The following is a 16,265-nucleotide window of genomic DNA, read 5'->3' as shown; positions in this document are numbered from 1 at the left end:
TTTAACATTTCATATTATAAAAATTCTATATTTACATTTCTTATGAAATCTATAACTAACAAATATTCAACACTTTATTTCATAGCTTCGCTATTATCCCTATTTTTTATAGATAATGACGCTATGATAGAATTAGTTTTAAAACTACTTTCTTTGATTTTCTTATCTTTTTTATACTTAAGCACTTCTAAAGAAATAAACTATTGGTATGTATTAGTGCTTCTTTGTTCAATAGCTTCAGATGCTTCTTTAATATTTGACAGTGATTTATTAATGCTTGGCACTGGACTTTTAATAGCAAATAGAGTTTTATATATCATTATATCAAGAAGGGCTCTATTTAGAACTAACCTAAAAACACTTGTTTTTTACTTTACGGTTTGCTTACTTGTTTTTGTAGTTATTTATGTTATTTTAAAACCTTATTTACAAGAAATTTCATACATATTTATATCGCTAGGAATAACATCAGCTATTATGATATTATTCGCTTTTCTTAACTACTTAAATAAAATGAATACCCAAAACAAACTCTTTCTTTTTGGGTTGTTCTTAATAATTACAGGAGATATATTAATGGCTTTTAATAAGTTTTTAGATTATAACATGGCTTATGTACTAATTTATACGATAATTTATTACATAGCTCGTTACCTTATTTGTGAATCTATGATTGTTAATAAATTAAAAAAATAGCCAATATCAATAAACAATCCTTTATTTTCTCATAGGCCTCATTAACCCTTCTTGAGCCACAGAAGCAACCAAAACACCATCTCTTGTGTAAATATTACCACAGGCAAAACCACGAGCTCCAAAAGAATTTGGGCTTTCAACAGAAAACAGCATCCAATCGCTAAAATCAAAATCACGATAAAACCACATTGAATGATCTAAACTAGCCATTTGTGTATTTCCAAAATGAGCTTTACTCGCATTTGGATACAAACAAGCTGTTAAAATATTATAATCTGAGATATAGGTTAAAATTTGTTGCTTTACTGCTAATTCTAAATCTTCGACCTCTCCTTTTAGCTTAAACCAAACATCAACAATAGGAGGTAAATCTTTTTGATCTAACGGATTTACAATTTGTACAGGCTTAAAGTCTATAGGCCGTTCAATACTTAAAAAAGATCTCATTTTCTTAGGTAAGAATGCTCCAAACTGATCTAACATATCATTCCAACTTAACAATTCTTCTGGTTGTTTTATGTCTTTCTTAATTGGCATTTGATGCTCATGCCCCTCTTCTACCTTATGAAAAGAACAAGCTAATATAAAAATAGTTTTATCATTTTGATGAGCAGTCACACGCCTAGTAGAAAAACTTCCTCCATCACGAATTGTTTGTACATTATAGGTAATTGGAACTTCTAAATTTCCCGCTTCTAAAAAATAAGAATGCAACGAATGTAAAATACGTTCTTTAGGAGTAGTTCTATAAGCTGCATTTAATGCCTGAGCTAATACTTGCCCTCCAAAAACATTAGGGCTTCCAATATCTTTACTTATTCCATTAAAGTTTCCTTCTCCTACATCTTCTAATATTAATATATTTAATAACTCCTGAGTATCTTTCATCTTTTTATTCTACTTTTCTATCAACGTTTTATCTTTGAACGGGTACTTTTGTTTAAATTCTGTTGGTTTTATTTTATTTAAAAACAAACTTAATATTTTATTAGGTATTGTTTTTTTATGACGCAAATAAATTGTCATTTCTTGAGGAACGGCACCTACTGAACTTTTAATTTCACTTGCAGTTCTACCAAAGTTTAAAGTAGTTAGTTTTTTAGTAATTGCCATAGAAACATAATCATACAACATTCTTTGATAAACAGCATATTGTCTATTCAAACTATAATCTATACCCACAAAATGAGCATCTAATGAATTTTGATTAACAATTCCTGATAAAAATCCAACTAATTTATTTTCTAACCAATATCCTTTTAAAATGTAATTATCTCCTAAATTTTCTTTGAGAACTTTATATGTATTTAAATTAAAATCTCCCAAATTAAAACTAGCACTACTTGACACTTTTTTATATAATTTCGTCATCTCAGGTAGTAAGCTATCTATATTACTTTCAGAAATATCTTTCACTTTTAAAGCATTACTTTGCTTTAATGCTTTCTTCGCCTTAACCCTAAACTTTGTTCTCATTGAAGCTAAATAGTCTTCAAAAAGTACCCAGTCTTTATCTAGTTCCAATACCATATTGGGTTCTACTTTAAAAGAATAATAGCCTTCATTGTGTAAATCATCAGTAATAACAAGTGACTCTTTAATGAAATCTTTTATCATAAAAGCGTCAATATCATTTTTTAATGATGTGTTTTGGTTTACAAAATGTAATAATGCTTTCACAAACTGTTGTAAAACATCCTTTTTATTTTGATTTGGGTGAATAAAAATACCATGCTCTCCAGTTACAAATGTATTTCCACAAGTAAGTATTTTAAATGGTTTTTCAGAAGATAAAACTTTTAATTTTCTACCCATACATTTTACCCACTCAACAATTGACTGCATTTCATTTTGAACACTATCTAAATAAAAATCTATAATTTGTATGGTAGAAAACCCTATTGCTTTTTTATCATCATCCAATAAAACAATATAAAAAAACTGAATTTGTGTATTGCTTTTCTCTAAAGCTTCTAAATATTTGGGATTAAAATATAAGTTATCTAAGCACTGTAACTCTTTATAAATTTCATCTGGGATTTTATTTATTGATGAAAAATAACGAGCATTAGGGGCATTATTATTACAAGATAAAATGTTCACTAATATTTTATAATTTGAGTGTAAAATACTAAAAGTTTAGCATATATACCATCTTTAATGTATTATACAACTCCTGCATTCCAAACAGGAACATTTAACAATTTACTTATTTTAATCATATCACTCAATAAGTATTGTTTATCCCCATGATTTAACAAATTAAACCTATCTCCTTTATTCGTTACTAAATTTAACTCATAAGAAAAGTAACTTCCTGAAGAACTGCTGCCTTCTGTGAATTTCTGCAGCACTTGCAAGGCATACACTTGCTGGAAAGGCAGAATTTCGCCACCTACAATAATTTTTCTTTTACGCGTATGAATATGCACTTTAGGTGAAAAAAGTAATGCTAAAAAACAGCCTATCAATAAAAATGGCCCTCCAGAAGTAAAAAAAAGCTTACCACCCTTCATAAAGGTAAGTGGACTAGTATTAAACTGATAATATTCATAAAAAGAAAACACTACATAATTTAAACCTATTAATAAAAAGCTCCATGCAAAAATCTTTGTAAAAGAACTAGACGTTATTTTATACCCTTTTGGAGTTTTCTTAAATGTTTCACTTGCAAAATTACTACCAGAACTTTCTACAGCTTCCCATGAAATTTGCTCGCCTATAACATCATTTGTATAATCATCAAAAGTAAAGTTTACTTGCTTGTTTTTAGAGGAAGTTTTATTTCTATTAGAAATATAACTTGTTGTAACCATCCCAATACCCATAAATGCTAAAACAAGTAACATTCCACCAGTTTTAAAATAGAGAAACTTTTCTTTCCCATATACTTTTGTGTGTATTGGAACCGTAATTTCTAGCTTTTTTAGCAGATGTTTATCTTTAGAAGTAGGATGTTGCAACTGCCTTAAAGAGTCTAACTTATAAATATCTTTTTGAAGTGTTAATTGTTTTTCTGCATACTTTTTATATTTACCTTCAAACTCAGGTACAAGTACAAAAAAAACAATACCTAAAGGTATTAATAAAAACAACCAAGAGCTTTTATAGGACAACTTTTTCATAGAATATTTTTTGTGCAAATTTGAGAATATTTTTAGTTTTAATCACAAAAAAACACCTTAGTTTAATTAAATAAACCAAGGTGTTTTACTACTTTGTAGTTCAGTGTTTTACTATCCTACTATATTAATAATTTTTCCAGGCACAATAATTACTTTCTTAGGAGTACGTCCTTGCAATTGAGCTTTCGTTTTTTCATATGCCATTACAGTTTTCTCTATCTCTTCTTTAGACATATCTAAAGGTAACTCTAACGTAAAACGCATTTTTCCATTAAATGAAACTGGGTAATTTTTAGAACTCTCAACTAAATGAGAAGCTTCAAATTTTGGAAAGTTAACTGTTGAAATAGATTCAGCATGTCCTAATTTACTCCATAATTCTTCTGAAATATGAGGTGCATACGGAGAAATTAATGTTAGTAACGGCTCTAAAATAGCACGTTTATTACATTTTAATGCAGTTAATTCATTCACAGCAATCATAAAGGTAGAAACTGAAGTATTAAATGAGAAATTCTCAATATCTTCTTCTACTTTTTTAATTGTTTTATGTAACGTTTTTAACTCATCTTTTGTTGGTTCATCATCAGAAATAGTAATTCCATTTTCACCAACATATAATTTCCATAATTTTTTTAAGAAAGAATACACTCCTGAAATACCAGAAGTTTTCCAAGGTTTAGTTTGCTCTAACGGCCCTAAAAACATTTCGAATAAACGCAATGCATCTGCTCCGTATTCTTCACAAATTAAATCTGGATTTACTACATTGTATTTCGATTTCGACATCTTCTCAACCTCTCGATGTGTAATATACTCACTATTTTCATCTAAAATAAAAACAGCATCTTTAACAAAGCTGAATAAACTATCCTTCTTTAAACTTTCTACATCCAAAACATCTGTAGTGCCTTTCAAATGATTTAAACTAACTCTAAAAGGGGTGAAAGTTCCACTAAACTCATCTCCTACATACTTAATATTAAATCCTTTTGATTTATAATCTTCAATTATCTCATCAACAATACCTTTAGTTACTTCATCTAATTCACCTTTAACTCCTTTGTCATAGGAACTTTTAGGAATTACATACTTTTTATTTACAATTCCTGCTTTGACTGCTTCGATCATGTCTTGTGGTTTCTCATAAGATAAACCTGGACCAAAACCATAAGCAAAAGCACTCGTTCCTAAGATCATTCCTTGGTTAATTAGTTTTTTAGCAAACTCATCAACTGGTAGAAGTCCTTTATCAAACAAGAATTTTTGCCAAAAACGTGCGTATAATAAATGTCCTGTTGCATGTTCAGAACCACCAATATATAAATCAACCTCTTTCCAATAATCAACCGCTTCTTTACTTACAAACTCTCCATTATTATTCGAATCCATATAACGGTTAAAATACCAAGAACTTCCTGCCCAACCTGGCATAGTATTTAGTTCTAATGGAAACACAGTTTCGTTATTAATTAAATCATTACTAACAACCTTTGCGTTTTCGCAGTCCCATGCCCAAACCTCAGCATTTCCTAAAGGTGGTTTTCCATCTTCAGTAGGTAAATATTTTTCAACTTCTGGTAAAACAATTGGCAAATGTTTTGCTTCAATCATTTGAGGCATTCCATTTTTATAATATACTGGAAATGGTTCTCCCCAATAACGTTGACGGCTAAATACAGCATCACGTAAACGGTAATTTATTTTTCCATACCCAAAACCGCGTTTCTCTAGCTCATAGATTACGGTTTTCATTCCTTTTTTATAATTTAAACCATCTAAGAAATCAGAATTCGCTAACTTAATTCCGTCTTTAGCATCGTTTGCTTTTTCAGAAATATCAACGTTTGCAAAAATATTTGGAATTTCTAATCCAAAATGATTTGCAAAATCATAATCACGCTGATCACCACATGGAACAGCCATAACAGCACCAGTTCCATAACTTGCCAATACATAATCACCAATCCAAATAGGCACTTGTTTACCAGTAAATGGATGCAAAGCATATGCACCAGTAAATACCCCAGATATTGTTTTAACATCTGCCATACGATCACGTTCAGAACGTTTAGCTGTTGCTTCTATATAAGTATCAACTGCCTTTTTTTGTTCAGCTGTTGTAATTTTTGCTACTAAATCATGTTCAGGAGCCAATGTCATAAAAGACACTCCAAAGATTGTATCAGGTCGTGTTGTAAATACATCAATTTTAGCATCGTACCCATCTACATCAAAAGAAACCATTGCACCTTGACTTCTACCAATCCAATTTGTTTGGCTATCTTTTAAAGGTTGTGGCCAATCTATATTTTGAAGTCCATCTAATAAACGTTGTGCATATGCAGAAATTCGCATAGACCATTGCGTCATTTTTTTACGAACCACTTCATGTCCTCCACGTTCTGAAACTCCATTTACAATTTCATCATTTGCCAAAACAGTTCCTAAAGCAGGACACCAGTTTACCTCGGTATCAGATAAAAAGGTTAAACGATATTGTAATAGTATTTCTTGTTGTTTTTCTGATGAGAAACTTTTCCATTCATCCACAGAAAAAACATCAATATCTTCATCTGAAACTGCATTAATATTTGCATTTCCTTCTGCTTCAAATTTTAAAATTAAGGTTGAAACATCTTCTGCTTTATCGGTATCTTTATTATACCAAGAATTAAATAATTGAGTAAAAATCCACTGAGTCCATTTATAATACTCTGGACTAGAGGTACGCACTTCACGAGACCAATCAAAAGAAAAACCGATATTATCTAATTGACGACGGTATGTTTTTATGTTTGTTTCTGTAGTAATTGCAGGGTGTTGTCCTGTTTGAATTGCATACTGCTCAGCTGGTAACCCAAACGAATCATATCCTTGTGGATGCAATACATTAAATCCTTTATGACGTTTATAACGTGCATAAATATCACTTGCAATATACCCTAAAGGATGTCCAACATGCAGTCCTGCTCCTGAAGGATAAGGAAACATATCGAGTACGTAATATTTTGGTTTATCAGAAGTGTTACTGGCTTTAAAAGTTTGGTTGTTTGCCCAAAATTGTTGCCATTTTTTTTCTATTTCTTGATGATTGTATTGCATTCTTCTTATTTATTCCTATCGTTATAATTAACAAAAGAATGCAGTAATCTATTAATTAGATTTTAACAACAAACTCGTTACTATTACTACGATATTTATTTAAAGGTGCAAATTTACGTTTATTTGAGGATTATAAAAGTTTTATGATATTCAATTCTAAGTAAGTACTGAATTTTATAACAGTATTAAATCTATATTTTCTTTTTTATCCTAAAAAGGTTGACAAAAGTAGACGTCTCTACTATTGTCAACCTTACTCATGAAAGACAATCACATTGAATTAAAAATATTTTCCCTTAAAATTATTTTTACTCTATACATGTTTTATAATTAGACCCTTCCTTATATAATACTTGTAAAACCTCTTTATTAATAAAAAAAGATACAATCGTATTCTCACAACTAAACTCAACCTCATAACTCTTAATATTACTACCTCCATAATTGATTGTTAATTTTTCATTTGTTTTATAGTAATCGAATGTTCTTGGAATCGGAGTTGTAAACACTCCATCAATTCCATAAAATGTTGATCGTTTACCACTTTTAAAAGTATGCTTAACATTTTTCTCAAGCCCTTTCAACAACCAATCACCTTTTTCTAACAATTCAATTTTATCTTCTATTGTTAGTTCTTTGGATAATTCATCTTCATTAGAACTACAGCTTGAAAACCCAAGGAGTATTATAATTCCTATAAAAACAATTAGATTATATAAACTTTTCATAATTTCTGTATTTTGGATTAGTGATTTAAGACACTTCGAAATACGTATTATTTATTAAGTTATACAGCCTAAAACTTAGCTAAGAGGGTTAAAAAAGAATTAAAGAGGAAAAAAAAGAGTTAAACTTTTAAGTAATTACTAATAAAGTAATACTATTATATGTTAAGCCATTGTTTAAATTCAGCTGCTTTATTTTTACTAATAATAATTGCTTCAGGAGTTTCTGATTGTAAAACAATTTTTAATTGACTCTTTCCATATTTAATTATTTTATCAATAGAAGCAATATTTATAATAAACTGCCTATTCGCTCTAAAAAACAAGGATTCATCAAAATTAGTATACATATCATCTAAACTTGCATTAGATGTAGATTTTTTTCCATCAAAACAAACTACATAAGTAATTGTGTTTTCTGTATAAACGTAAGCAATGTCTTTAATTAGCACAGGTACTAACTCATTTCTCATGTACGTTAAAATTCTATTTTTATTTTTTTCTGAATTTCCTTCTGTTTTATCTTGCTTAGTTACTTTTATTACTTTTTCCTTATAAGATACAAGATCAGTATTTAGCTTTGATAAATTCATTACTTCAGAAGTCAAATTAGAGTTTTTTAGTTCTAACTGTTTTTCATAACGACTACCAATTATCCTTACTGCAAATGAAGATAAAACAATAACTAAAATACCCATAATTAAAAAAATTAGGTAAAAATTTCGTCTTAGCTTTTTCATTTGAATTTTAATGCTATTCACATTAACATTTGCCGCTACAATAAGATCGGACGTTTTAGTTGGTGCAATATGAATTACTTCCGAAGTTAATTGAGCTGTATTTGATGAATTTGTAACAAGCAGTTCATACAAATCATCAGAATTATTCTTTCCTTTTAAAGATGATAACAAGTTTGAATTAGAGTTAATACTTTGTCCGATTTTAGTTATATCTGGATGACATACCTTTTGCCCAGACCAATTAAATACACTAATAAACCAACTATCTGAGCTAGTTTCAGTAATTGTTTCTTGAAGATTGTTAATAGCTTTATTCTTATCTAAGTTGTTAGATAATTGAAAATCTAACATCCTAGCTATTTCATTTGCTTCTCTTTTACTAGATTCAACTTGAACCTCTATAAGTTGATTAGCACTAGCTTTTATAAAATAATTAGAGGCAACAGTTGCCACTATTAAAAAGACAAATGCTATTGACAAAATCGTTAAAAAATACAATCTATCTTTTCTCATGTTTTACTTTTCAAAAAACGAAATATACTACTATTATTGGTTTTTTAGTGTTTATTTTTTCTTCTTCAACTTTTAATATTACCTTTTCACGTAGATTTGTTCTGTAATTTTGAAATAATTCTTTTTCTTTGAAAAAGAATTAACTTTTGAAAATGTGATTACCAAAAAGACTTTCTTTTTCGCTATTATTTTCTTATTCCTATTATTGATTGGAATAATTACATATCAGTTTTTGATTGTTAATAAAAAGCATTCAAGTACTTCAAAAGTTGAAATCAGTATTCAGTCAACTAAATTAGTAGAGGCTTTTATACATAATGAAACTAAAGCTGATGATTTATACATCAATAAACTAATACAAGTTACTGGAATTATTAAAGAAATAAATTTTTTAAACGATAAAACTACCCTCATTTTAGAAGGTAACAACTCTAATAATTCTGGAATTATTTGTGACATTCATAAAAGTCAAACAAAAAAACTAACCAACATAAAAAAACATCAAAAAGTAACTTTAAAAGGAATTTGCAAAGGTTTTTTAAAAGATGTAATACTTTTAGATTGTTATATAGATTTTAAAATTAATGAATAAATTACTTGTTTTCTTCTTATTCAGTGCTCTTTTTTTTACTCAAATAAGTGCACAAAATCAATTTATTGCTCGGCAGGGGCAAGTTTCATTTTTCTCATATGCTTCTGTTGAAAATATAGAAGCTAAAAACAATCAAGCTTTAAGTATTTTAGATATTGAAAAAAAAGAAATAGCTGTAAGTATGTTAATGCGTGCTTTTGTTTTTAAGAAAAACTTGATGCATGAACATTTTAATGAAAGTTATATTGAATCGGATGTTTTCCCAAAAGCAACTTTTGAAGGACAGATCATTGATTTTGATCCATTAGCTTCTGGAGTTCAAACTAAATTAATAAAAGGTACCATTACCATTCGTGGTATCTCTAAAGAGATTTCTATAAAAACATCAATTAGTAAAACTCCAAAAGGATTTTATCTAGATGGTGAATTTAGTTTAGTTGTTAAAGATTTCGAAATTAAAATACCTCCAATTTTATCTAATAATATTGCCAAAATTGTTTCAGTTAAAATCAAAATCCAATACCTTCCTTATGAAGAAATCAATCGTTAAATATTTATTCTCTTTTTCTTTTATAGCAGGTTTGTTTTCCATGAATGCTCAAAGTTTATTAACTAAACTAGAAAAAGAATACCAAACAAAGCCAGTAAACGAAATAGCCACTTTTAAAACTACAAGAATTGGTTTAGGTCATTCTATTGAAACTAGAAAAAAGGGAGCTTTAGAAATCTCTCTTTATAGTAGATATTGGAATCATAAAGAGGGGAACACGCAACGTTTTTTAGCAGATGAAGTCAGTGTACGCTTTGGTTTAGACTATGCTATTACTGATGATTTTACAATTGGTGCTGGCTATACAAATTTTAATAAGGTTACGGATGGTTTTCTAAAGTATAAAATTATTAAACAAAAAAGAAACACTAACAAATCCCCATTTAGCATTGTTCTATTTCAAGGAGCTTCTATTAGAAAGAATAAAAATGCTACATCTGGATTATACGGAAGTAGTACTTTAGGTTCAAACATCTATAGTTTTACAAGTCAAGTTTTAATTGCCAGAAAATTTAACAGAAAGTTTTCTATGCAGTTAACGCCAACTTTAATTAATCGTACTAATAGTGTTTTTGAAGGTCAACCCAAAAGCCAATTTGCTTTAGGGCTTGGAGCAAGGTATAAAGTAGGAGGACATGTTTCTATTGTTTCTGAATACTATCATGTAACCAACCCTGTAAAATCACCTATAAAAATTTACAACCCTTTTATGGTTGGAGTTAACTGGGAGCTAAGTCATTTACTTTTACAATTTCAAATTACAAATGCTCGAAGTTTTTCTGAGGATGCTTTTATTACACAAACTCAAAATAATTTCAACTTTCATGATGGTAATTTCCATTTTGGTTTTAATGCAACATTTGTATTACATTTAAGTAAAAACAAACTTTAAATTAAGTTTTCAATACTATAAAAAATCGTCTAAAAGTAAATTCTAGACGATTTTAAATAAAAGTAGTTAGTTGATTTTGATAAATCATAAAAGGTAGTACTATGTTTAAATTTAATATTACCTATAAAATATTTCCCCTTCCAGTTATACTGGCTCATCAAATATCTATTTAATTATTAATTGTTTTTCACAAAATTCCTTAAGCGTATTATTTTTAGTCATAAACGAAAGTAATAGAATAGAAATATTTTATCTATTCTTTCTTACATTATAGTAACAGGGAGTAAACTAAAAGGTTTAATGCTCAATGGCGATTCCCATTGAGCATCAAGGGGTAAAATTGTAAGTTAAGTAGTTCTTATAAATGTTTCTTTTTAGTGACCTCTTTCTTATATGGTGAGATTTACTTTATGTTTCATTTATCTAGTAAATGTATTTGTTACTACTTACACTATTATGACACGTTTTAAAACAATAAGTCACTGATTATCAAAATATTTTAACAATTTTTATTTTTATAATCCATAAGCTTTATATTAGCTAAAAAACTGTTATGAAATACTTTTATCTATCATTTTTACTTTTTATTCTATTAAGTTGTTTTTCAACTCATAAAATAGTGTTTGAAAAATTTAATTTTATCCATAAAAGTGATACAACTTCTTATAACGAAATACGCTTTACAGGAGGTTCACCACTTGATAATCATAAAGTAATGTATGATAAGTTTGGAAAATGGAGTAAAAAAACATATTCAAATAATATAAAGCACCCCATTTTAATATGGGAAAATATAGACTTATTTTCAAATGGAAAAAAGTATACAATTATAACTAATGGTTATGAAGCGTTTAAATATTCTTACTCTTCGATTATAATATTAGATAAAAACGAAACAGATTTACTATCTGAATCATCATCTGAAAAAAAAGTCTTAGCTAATTTATTTTCACGTCTTATAAATAAAAACAATCTGAAAAAAAGAGATTTTTATGAACCCTACTGGAAAGAAGTAGATCCTGAAAAATATAAACGCATAAAAAAAAGGGGTTAAAATAAATTTTAACCCTTTTTTTTTCTACAAAAATTATCCTTTAACAGGAACTGTAACTATCGTTTTTCCCCAACCTAAATTCATGGTAAAGTTATCGCCTTCACCACTAAAAGCTATTGAAAAAACTTCTAATTTTTCTTTTGCTGTTGAAACCTTTCCGGTTACACGAACTACATCTTCACTTTCTTTATAAAAATATGATCCCCAAACATTTTTAGCTGTACTTAAAATTACAGTCCATTTAGTTGCTCCTGGAATTGTAAATAAAGTGTATGTACCTGCCTTTACTTCTTTACCACCAAAATTCACATTTTTATAAAAAGTAATTTCTGCTGCTTCATTAGCTCCCGTTCTCCATACTTTACCTGCTGGCGCTAATTTATCTAAACCTCTTCCTTTTAACTGAGGGCGACTATATATTACTTTTACCTTCTTATTAGAAACTCTATAGCTTGAAGGGTATGACGCTGCATCCATAGGACTTTTATCTAATCCTGGAAATTCTTGCGCATTTATTTCATTTGAAAACACTAGCGCTATTGTAAATACAATAATTGATAAAATTGATTTTTTCATTATTCTGTGTATATGTGATTATTTCGTATTCGTCTACAAATCTAAATATCCTTACGTTAAACTTTTATTAATTTTAAAAAAATATTTTTACTTTTTAGCTACTAAAAATCTTCTTTGCTTCATTAACTCATATATAAACAATAACAATACACTTAGTCCAAAAAGAGGTAATAAAACTGCTAAGAACACTATAAATAATATAACTACTGCCCCCACTTTAAAATCTTTTTTTACTTTAGGTATTCCCCAGTTTCCTTTTTGCTTTCTTAATAAATATGAAAAAACAGCTCCAATACTCATTAATGTTAGTGCAATGGCTACCCCAAACATTAGCCACCAATTCCATACTCCAAACTGTCCTTGATGAAATACCATAACCCACATTCTTCCTCTCATTAAAATACCTACATCACTCCAGTTGTGCGCCTTTAGTAATTGACCAGAATATTGATCAAAATGTAACATTTTTTGAGCTTCTAAGTTACTTGTTTTATTAGATACACTAAATGTGCTTTTGGACGATTTTGGTAGTCCTATACTTATTGTACCCTCTAAATTTTGCTGTTTTGCTATAAAAACCATTTTATCTAATGTTAATGATTTATTAGCAATCGCTGAAGATAACCCTCTTCCATTCCATGTTTTTGGATATCCTGTATTGGTTACTTTCTGCACCCATTTAAAATTACCTCCAAAAACATCTGTCCATGGTAAACCACCTGCTAAGGTTAGTAATAACAAACCTGAAATCCAAAACCCTAACACTGCATGTACATCTCTAAAAAGAATTCTTTTTCCTTCTTTGTATCTAATTGTAAAAACACCTTTAATACCTCTTTTAAAAGGCCACCAAATATATAGACCTGTAATAATAAGTACAATCATCCAACTTGCAATTAGTTCAATAATTTTTGTTCCTACTTTACCTCCTAATAATTCTCCATGTAGTTTTCTAACGCTATACATCCATGTGTCTTTTGATGAAAACTTTCCTGATACTTCATTAGTATATGGATTTACAAATAGTGATTTTTTATGACTAAATCTACCTGAAACAAACTCTGTACTTTCTTCACTATTTACAGGTAAAACCATTGCAATTGGTTTCTTTTTCATATGCCTTATAGCAACATCCCATTGTTGTTGAAAGGAGTGTTTTATTTCACCTTTTCCTACTACATGTTGAATATTCTTTTTTACCTCCTTTTCTACTTTAGGATTAAACAAATAAATAGCCCCCGTCACCGAAAGCACTAATACGAAAGGTAATGATATTAAACCAGCAATAAAATGCCACTTCCACAACCATTGATTCAAATTTCTATTTTTCATTTCATTCATTAAAAATTATACTTCACTCCAAAATGAAATGCTCTTGGGTTTCCAATACTGTACGTATTTTGTTTACCCCATTTACTATAAGAAGCTCTTACTGCATACAGCTTATCAAAAACATTTAAGGCTTGCCCCCAAATTTCAAACTGTTTGTACGTATAATTTGCTCTAAAATTAAAAACTTGATGACCATCATAAGTAGAAGTTCCAAAAACTGAATTCCCTAATCCATCTTTACCAACAACGGCTTGCCCTTCAAAACTAGTATTATATTTTCCTATTTGCTCATGTTCAAGTGTTACTAATAAATTATTAATAGGTTTATAATTCAAAGAAGTTGTTGCTATATATTTAGGTGCAGTTTGCATATCAGTATTAGAATAATCTACATTATTATCAAAAAAAGAACGATACTTATGAGTTGCATAACTACCACTATAATTCACCCATAAATTATGAATAAAATTATATTTAACTCCTAATTCAATTCCTTTTGAACGTGTTTTTCCAGCATTCTTTTGAACAAAATCTCCGTTATCATTTCTAATAGAAATCAACCTATCAATTCCATCTAATTGATAAATAGCCACATCTACTTTTAATTTTGAAGGAATCATAAAGTACCCTCCAATTTCATAATTATGAAATTTAGCAGGTTGTAAAGAAAATGCATTTCCAGTTGTATTTTTTCCATTTCTAAACAAAGTTCCAACTTGTGGTGGCGTAAATCCTTTAGAGTAATTAGAATATATTCCCGCATTTTTACTTAAATTCAAGTTAACACCTAACTTCGGTGAAAAATTAGTATAGGTTACATTTGTATCTTGTACTCCTGAATTCCCTTCATCTTTGTTATCATACTTATATTTAAAACCATCATAACGAATTGCACCAGTTAACTTAACATTTTGTAAAGGTGATATTTCAAACTGTGTATACCCTGCATAATTAAAAATATCTGCTTCGTACTTTAAAATATAATCTCCTTTTTTAATAGAATAATATATATTTTTAGCAGATGCAACATCAACAGTTACATCAATATTTTCTGCTTGATAAGTTTGTGGTGAAAAATCAGTTGTAGCACCAACTATTAAACTTGAATTAGCAAAATTAAAATCTATTTTATGCTGAATTAAACCAACATAACTTTTAAATTTATTAACGTTAATTTCTCCTTTTCCTGTACCATCTAAAACTCCCCCAACTCTGTTTTGTTTAATTCTATAAGATGGTAATTGGTTCATTTCATTATTTCTGTATATAAAATTAAAAGAAGTTTTATTTCGATCATTCCAAAATTTATCTAACGTAGAACGAAACCTATAAGCTTTTGCCTTACGCTCAGTAAATGTTTGATTGCTTTTATAATTTCCATCTGTATAATTTTTCTCAGAAATTGATCCTGACATATCAGAGCGATAGTTTATATATGTTAAACTATTTGTCCATTGTAAGCTCTCAGAAAACTCATTTGTATTTTTAAATGAAACAGCCGTTTTTTCATAATCAGAATGCCCTACAATACCATTATCTCTTCGTACATGATGCCCTCCAATATAAAAACCATGCTTTTCTTTTAGTGTTGTTGAAGCTTCAAGCTCATATCTTGTTAACCCTAAATCATTAATTTGAAAACCTATGGAACCACCAAACTCTTTACTAGGGTTTTTAGTAATAAAATTAAAGCTCCCTCCAATAGCTTCACTTCCATAAATACTAGAAGCTGGCCCTTTCAATACCTCAACTCTATTAAAGGTCGTATTATTCATTTCTAACAAAGCATTATGATTAAACACTGCTACTGGACGTATTGGCAAACCATCTTCAACATATAAAAACAATGATTTTGTTGATATTGGAGATCGAGTAGCCATAAAATGTTGCTCATTACTTGATGCTTTTGAAGTACTCATAAAAACTCCTGGAACTTGATTTACCAGCTGCTCTATTCCAAATGCTTTCGTTTCCTTTATTTGGTTCGCTGTTAATAATCCAATAGAAGCCGAAACCTCTTGTCTTTTTTGTGTTTCTCTACTTGCCGAGATTATTACTTCCTCTAAGTTTTCAATGTCCTCGTCTAAAACAATAGTATTGTAACCCTCTTTTAAAATTACTTGTTTTGTTTTATAACCTATAGCTGATACTTGTACACTTTCATTTTTTAACTTTATAGAAAAGTTACCATCGAAATCGGTAATTGTTCCTTTCTTTCTATTCTCTTGTGATATAATTGTAGCTTGTACAATAGATTCTTTTTGCTTTGTAACTACTTTTCCTTTAAAAATAGTTTGAGCTGAAGTATTTATTACAACAAATAGCATTGTAATACATACCATTAAATATGTTTTCTTCATTCTTT

14 protein-coding genes are annotated in these 16,265 nt (G+C 28.9%); 5 read left to right on the top strand and 9 right to left on the bottom strand.

The window, feature by feature from the left end; all coding sequences use genetic code 11:
* Positions 1-42 precede the first annotated feature (42 nt).
* Entirely contained in the window at positions 43-696 is a 654-nt protein-coding gene (locus ACKTTQ_RS06300) for a lysoplasmalogenase family protein (protein ID WP_408048700.1), read from the top strand.
* 21 nt (positions 697-717) lie between these two features.
* Here ACKTTQ_RS06300 and ACKTTQ_RS06295 read toward each other — a convergent pair whose 3' ends face one another.
* The 6 genes from ACKTTQ_RS06295 to ACKTTQ_RS06270 form a co-directional block, all read right to left on the bottom strand.
* On the bottom strand, positions 718-1,584 hold the full coding sequence (locus ACKTTQ_RS06295) for an acyl-CoA thioesterase (RefSeq protein ID WP_408048699.1): 867 nt from the start codon (positions 1,582-1,584) through the stop codon (positions 718-720).
* A gap of 9 nt (positions 1,585-1,593) precedes the next feature.
* A complete protein-coding gene (locus tag ACKTTQ_RS06290) occupies positions 1,594-2,799 on the bottom strand; it encodes a GNAT family N-acetyltransferase (protein WP_408048698.1) in 1,206 nt (401 codons plus the stop codon).
* Between the two features lie 62 nt (positions 2,800-2,861).
* Positions 2,862-3,821 (bottom strand): hypothetical protein, encoded by a 960-nt coding sequence (locus tag ACKTTQ_RS06285; RefSeq protein WP_093869340.1) that lies wholly within the window; start codon positions 3,819-3,821, stop codon positions 2,862-2,864.
* 111 nt (positions 3,822-3,932) lie between these two features.
* Positions 3,933-6,926 (bottom strand): leucine--tRNA ligase, encoded by a 2,994-nt coding sequence (locus ACKTTQ_RS06280; protein WP_408048697.1) that lies wholly within the window; start codon positions 6,924-6,926, stop codon positions 3,933-3,935.
* 308 nt (positions 6,927-7,234) lie between these two features.
* Entirely contained in the window at positions 7,235-7,654 is a 420-nt protein-coding gene (locus ACKTTQ_RS06275; RefSeq protein WP_408048696.1) for a hypothetical protein, read from the bottom strand.
* 155 nt (positions 7,655-7,809) lie between these two features.
* Complete coding sequence (locus tag ACKTTQ_RS06270) at positions 7,810-8,904, bottom strand: LytR/AlgR family response regulator transcription factor (RefSeq protein ID WP_113786433.1); 1,095 nt, start codon at positions 8,902-8,904, stop codon at positions 7,810-7,812.
* Between the two features lie 154 nt (positions 8,905-9,058).
* Here ACKTTQ_RS06270 and ACKTTQ_RS06265 point away from each other — a divergent pair, with 154 nt between their 5' ends.
* The 4 genes from ACKTTQ_RS06265 to ACKTTQ_RS06250 all read left to right on the top strand — a co-directional run bounded on the left by ACKTTQ_RS06265 (position 9,059) and on the right by ACKTTQ_RS06250 (position 11,992).
* The gene (locus tag ACKTTQ_RS06265; protein ID WP_408048695.1) at positions 9,059-9,496 is read left to right on the top strand and encodes an OB-fold protein; all 438 of its coding nucleotides are present in this window, start codon (positions 9,059-9,061) and stop codon (positions 9,494-9,496) included.
* Complete coding sequence (locus ACKTTQ_RS06260) at positions 9,489-10,046, top strand: YceI family protein (RefSeq protein WP_408048694.1); 558 nt, start codon at positions 9,489-9,491, stop codon at positions 10,044-10,046. Before ACKTTQ_RS06265 ends, ACKTTQ_RS06260 begins: the two co-directional genes overlap by 8 nt.
* Positions 10,027-10,938, top strand: a complete 912-nt coding sequence (locus ACKTTQ_RS06255) for a DUF5777 family beta-barrel protein (protein WP_408048693.1) — start codon at positions 10,027-10,029, stop codon at positions 10,936-10,938. Before ACKTTQ_RS06260 ends, ACKTTQ_RS06255 begins: the two co-directional genes overlap by 20 nt.
* Before the next feature lie 553 nt (positions 10,939-11,491).
* Positions 11,492-11,992, top strand: coding sequence for a hypothetical protein (locus tag ACKTTQ_RS06250; protein ID WP_408048692.1), 501 nt, complete (start codon positions 11,492-11,494; stop codon positions 11,990-11,992).
* A gap of 33 nt (positions 11,993-12,025) precedes the next feature.
* Here the strand turns inward: ACKTTQ_RS06250 and ACKTTQ_RS06245 are convergent, their stop codons facing one another.
* The 3 genes from ACKTTQ_RS06245 to ACKTTQ_RS06235 all read right to left on the bottom strand — a co-directional run bounded on the left by ACKTTQ_RS06245 (position 12,026) and on the right by ACKTTQ_RS06235 (position 16,260).
* Complete coding sequence (locus ACKTTQ_RS06245; RefSeq protein ID WP_408048691.1) at positions 12,026-12,568, bottom strand: DUF2911 domain-containing protein; 543 nt, start codon at positions 12,566-12,568, stop codon at positions 12,026-12,028.
* 87 nt (positions 12,569-12,655) lie between these two features.
* Positions 12,656-13,900: a PepSY-associated TM helix domain-containing protein gene (locus tag ACKTTQ_RS06240; protein WP_408048690.1), complete on the bottom strand. Its 1,245-nt coding sequence runs from the start codon at positions 13,898-13,900 to the stop codon at positions 12,656-12,658.
* 8 nt (positions 13,901-13,908) lie between these two features.
* Entirely contained in the window at positions 13,909-16,260 is a 2,352-nt protein-coding gene (locus tag ACKTTQ_RS06235; protein ID WP_408048689.1) for a TonB-dependent receptor, read from the bottom strand.
* Between the last annotated feature and the right edge of the window lie 5 nt (positions 16,261-16,265).

It is taken from the genome of Tenacibaculum halocynthiae (assembly GCF_964512825.1).
In the GTDB taxonomy this organism is placed as follows: Bacteria; Bacteroidota; Bacteroidia; order Flavobacteriales; family Flavobacteriaceae; genus Polaribacter; species Polaribacter halocynthiae.
This window is presented reverse-complemented; position numbering and strand designations above follow the sequence as displayed.

Coding starts and splice junctions, on each gene's coding strand:
- ACKTTQ_RS06300 (WP_408048700.1), top strand. CDS start 43: ATGAAATCTATAACTAACAAATATTCAACACTTTATTTCATAGCTTCG.
- ACKTTQ_RS06295 (WP_408048699.1), bottom strand. CDS start 1,584: ATGAAAGATACTCAGGAGTTATTAAATATATTAATATTAGAAGATGTA.
- ACKTTQ_RS06285 (WP_093869340.1), bottom strand. CDS start 3,821: ATGAAAAAGTTGTCCTATAAAAGCTCTTGGTTGTTTTTATTAATACCT.
- ACKTTQ_RS06280 (WP_408048697.1), bottom strand. CDS start 6,926: ATGCAATACAATCATCAAGAAATAGAAAAAAAATGGCAACAATTTTGG.
- ACKTTQ_RS06275 (WP_408048696.1), bottom strand. CDS start 7,654: ATGAAAAGTTTATATAATCTAATTGTTTTTATAGGAATTATAATACTC.
- ACKTTQ_RS06270 (WP_113786433.1), bottom strand. CDS start 8,904: ATGAGAAAAGATAGATTGTATTTTTTAACGATTTTGTCAATAGCATTT.
- ACKTTQ_RS06260 (WP_408048694.1), top strand. CDS start 9,489: ATGAATAAATTACTTGTTTTCTTCTTATTCAGTGCTCTTTTTTTTACT.
- ACKTTQ_RS06255 (WP_408048693.1), top strand. CDS start 10,027: ATGAAGAAATCAATCGTTAAATATTTATTCTCTTTTTCTTTTATAGCA.
- ACKTTQ_RS06250 (WP_408048692.1), top strand. CDS start 11,492: ATGAAATACTTTTATCTATCATTTTTACTTTTTATTCTATTAAGTTGT.
- ACKTTQ_RS06245 (WP_408048691.1), bottom strand. CDS start 12,568: ATGAAAAAATCAATTTTATCAATTATTGTATTTACAATAGCGCTAGTG.
- ACKTTQ_RS06240 (WP_408048690.1), bottom strand. CDS start 13,900: ATGAAAAATAGAAATTTGAATCAATGGTTGTGGAAGTGGCATTTTATT.
- ACKTTQ_RS06235 (WP_408048689.1), bottom strand. CDS start 16,260: ATGAAGAAAACATATTTAATGGTATGTATTACAATGCTATTTGTTGTA.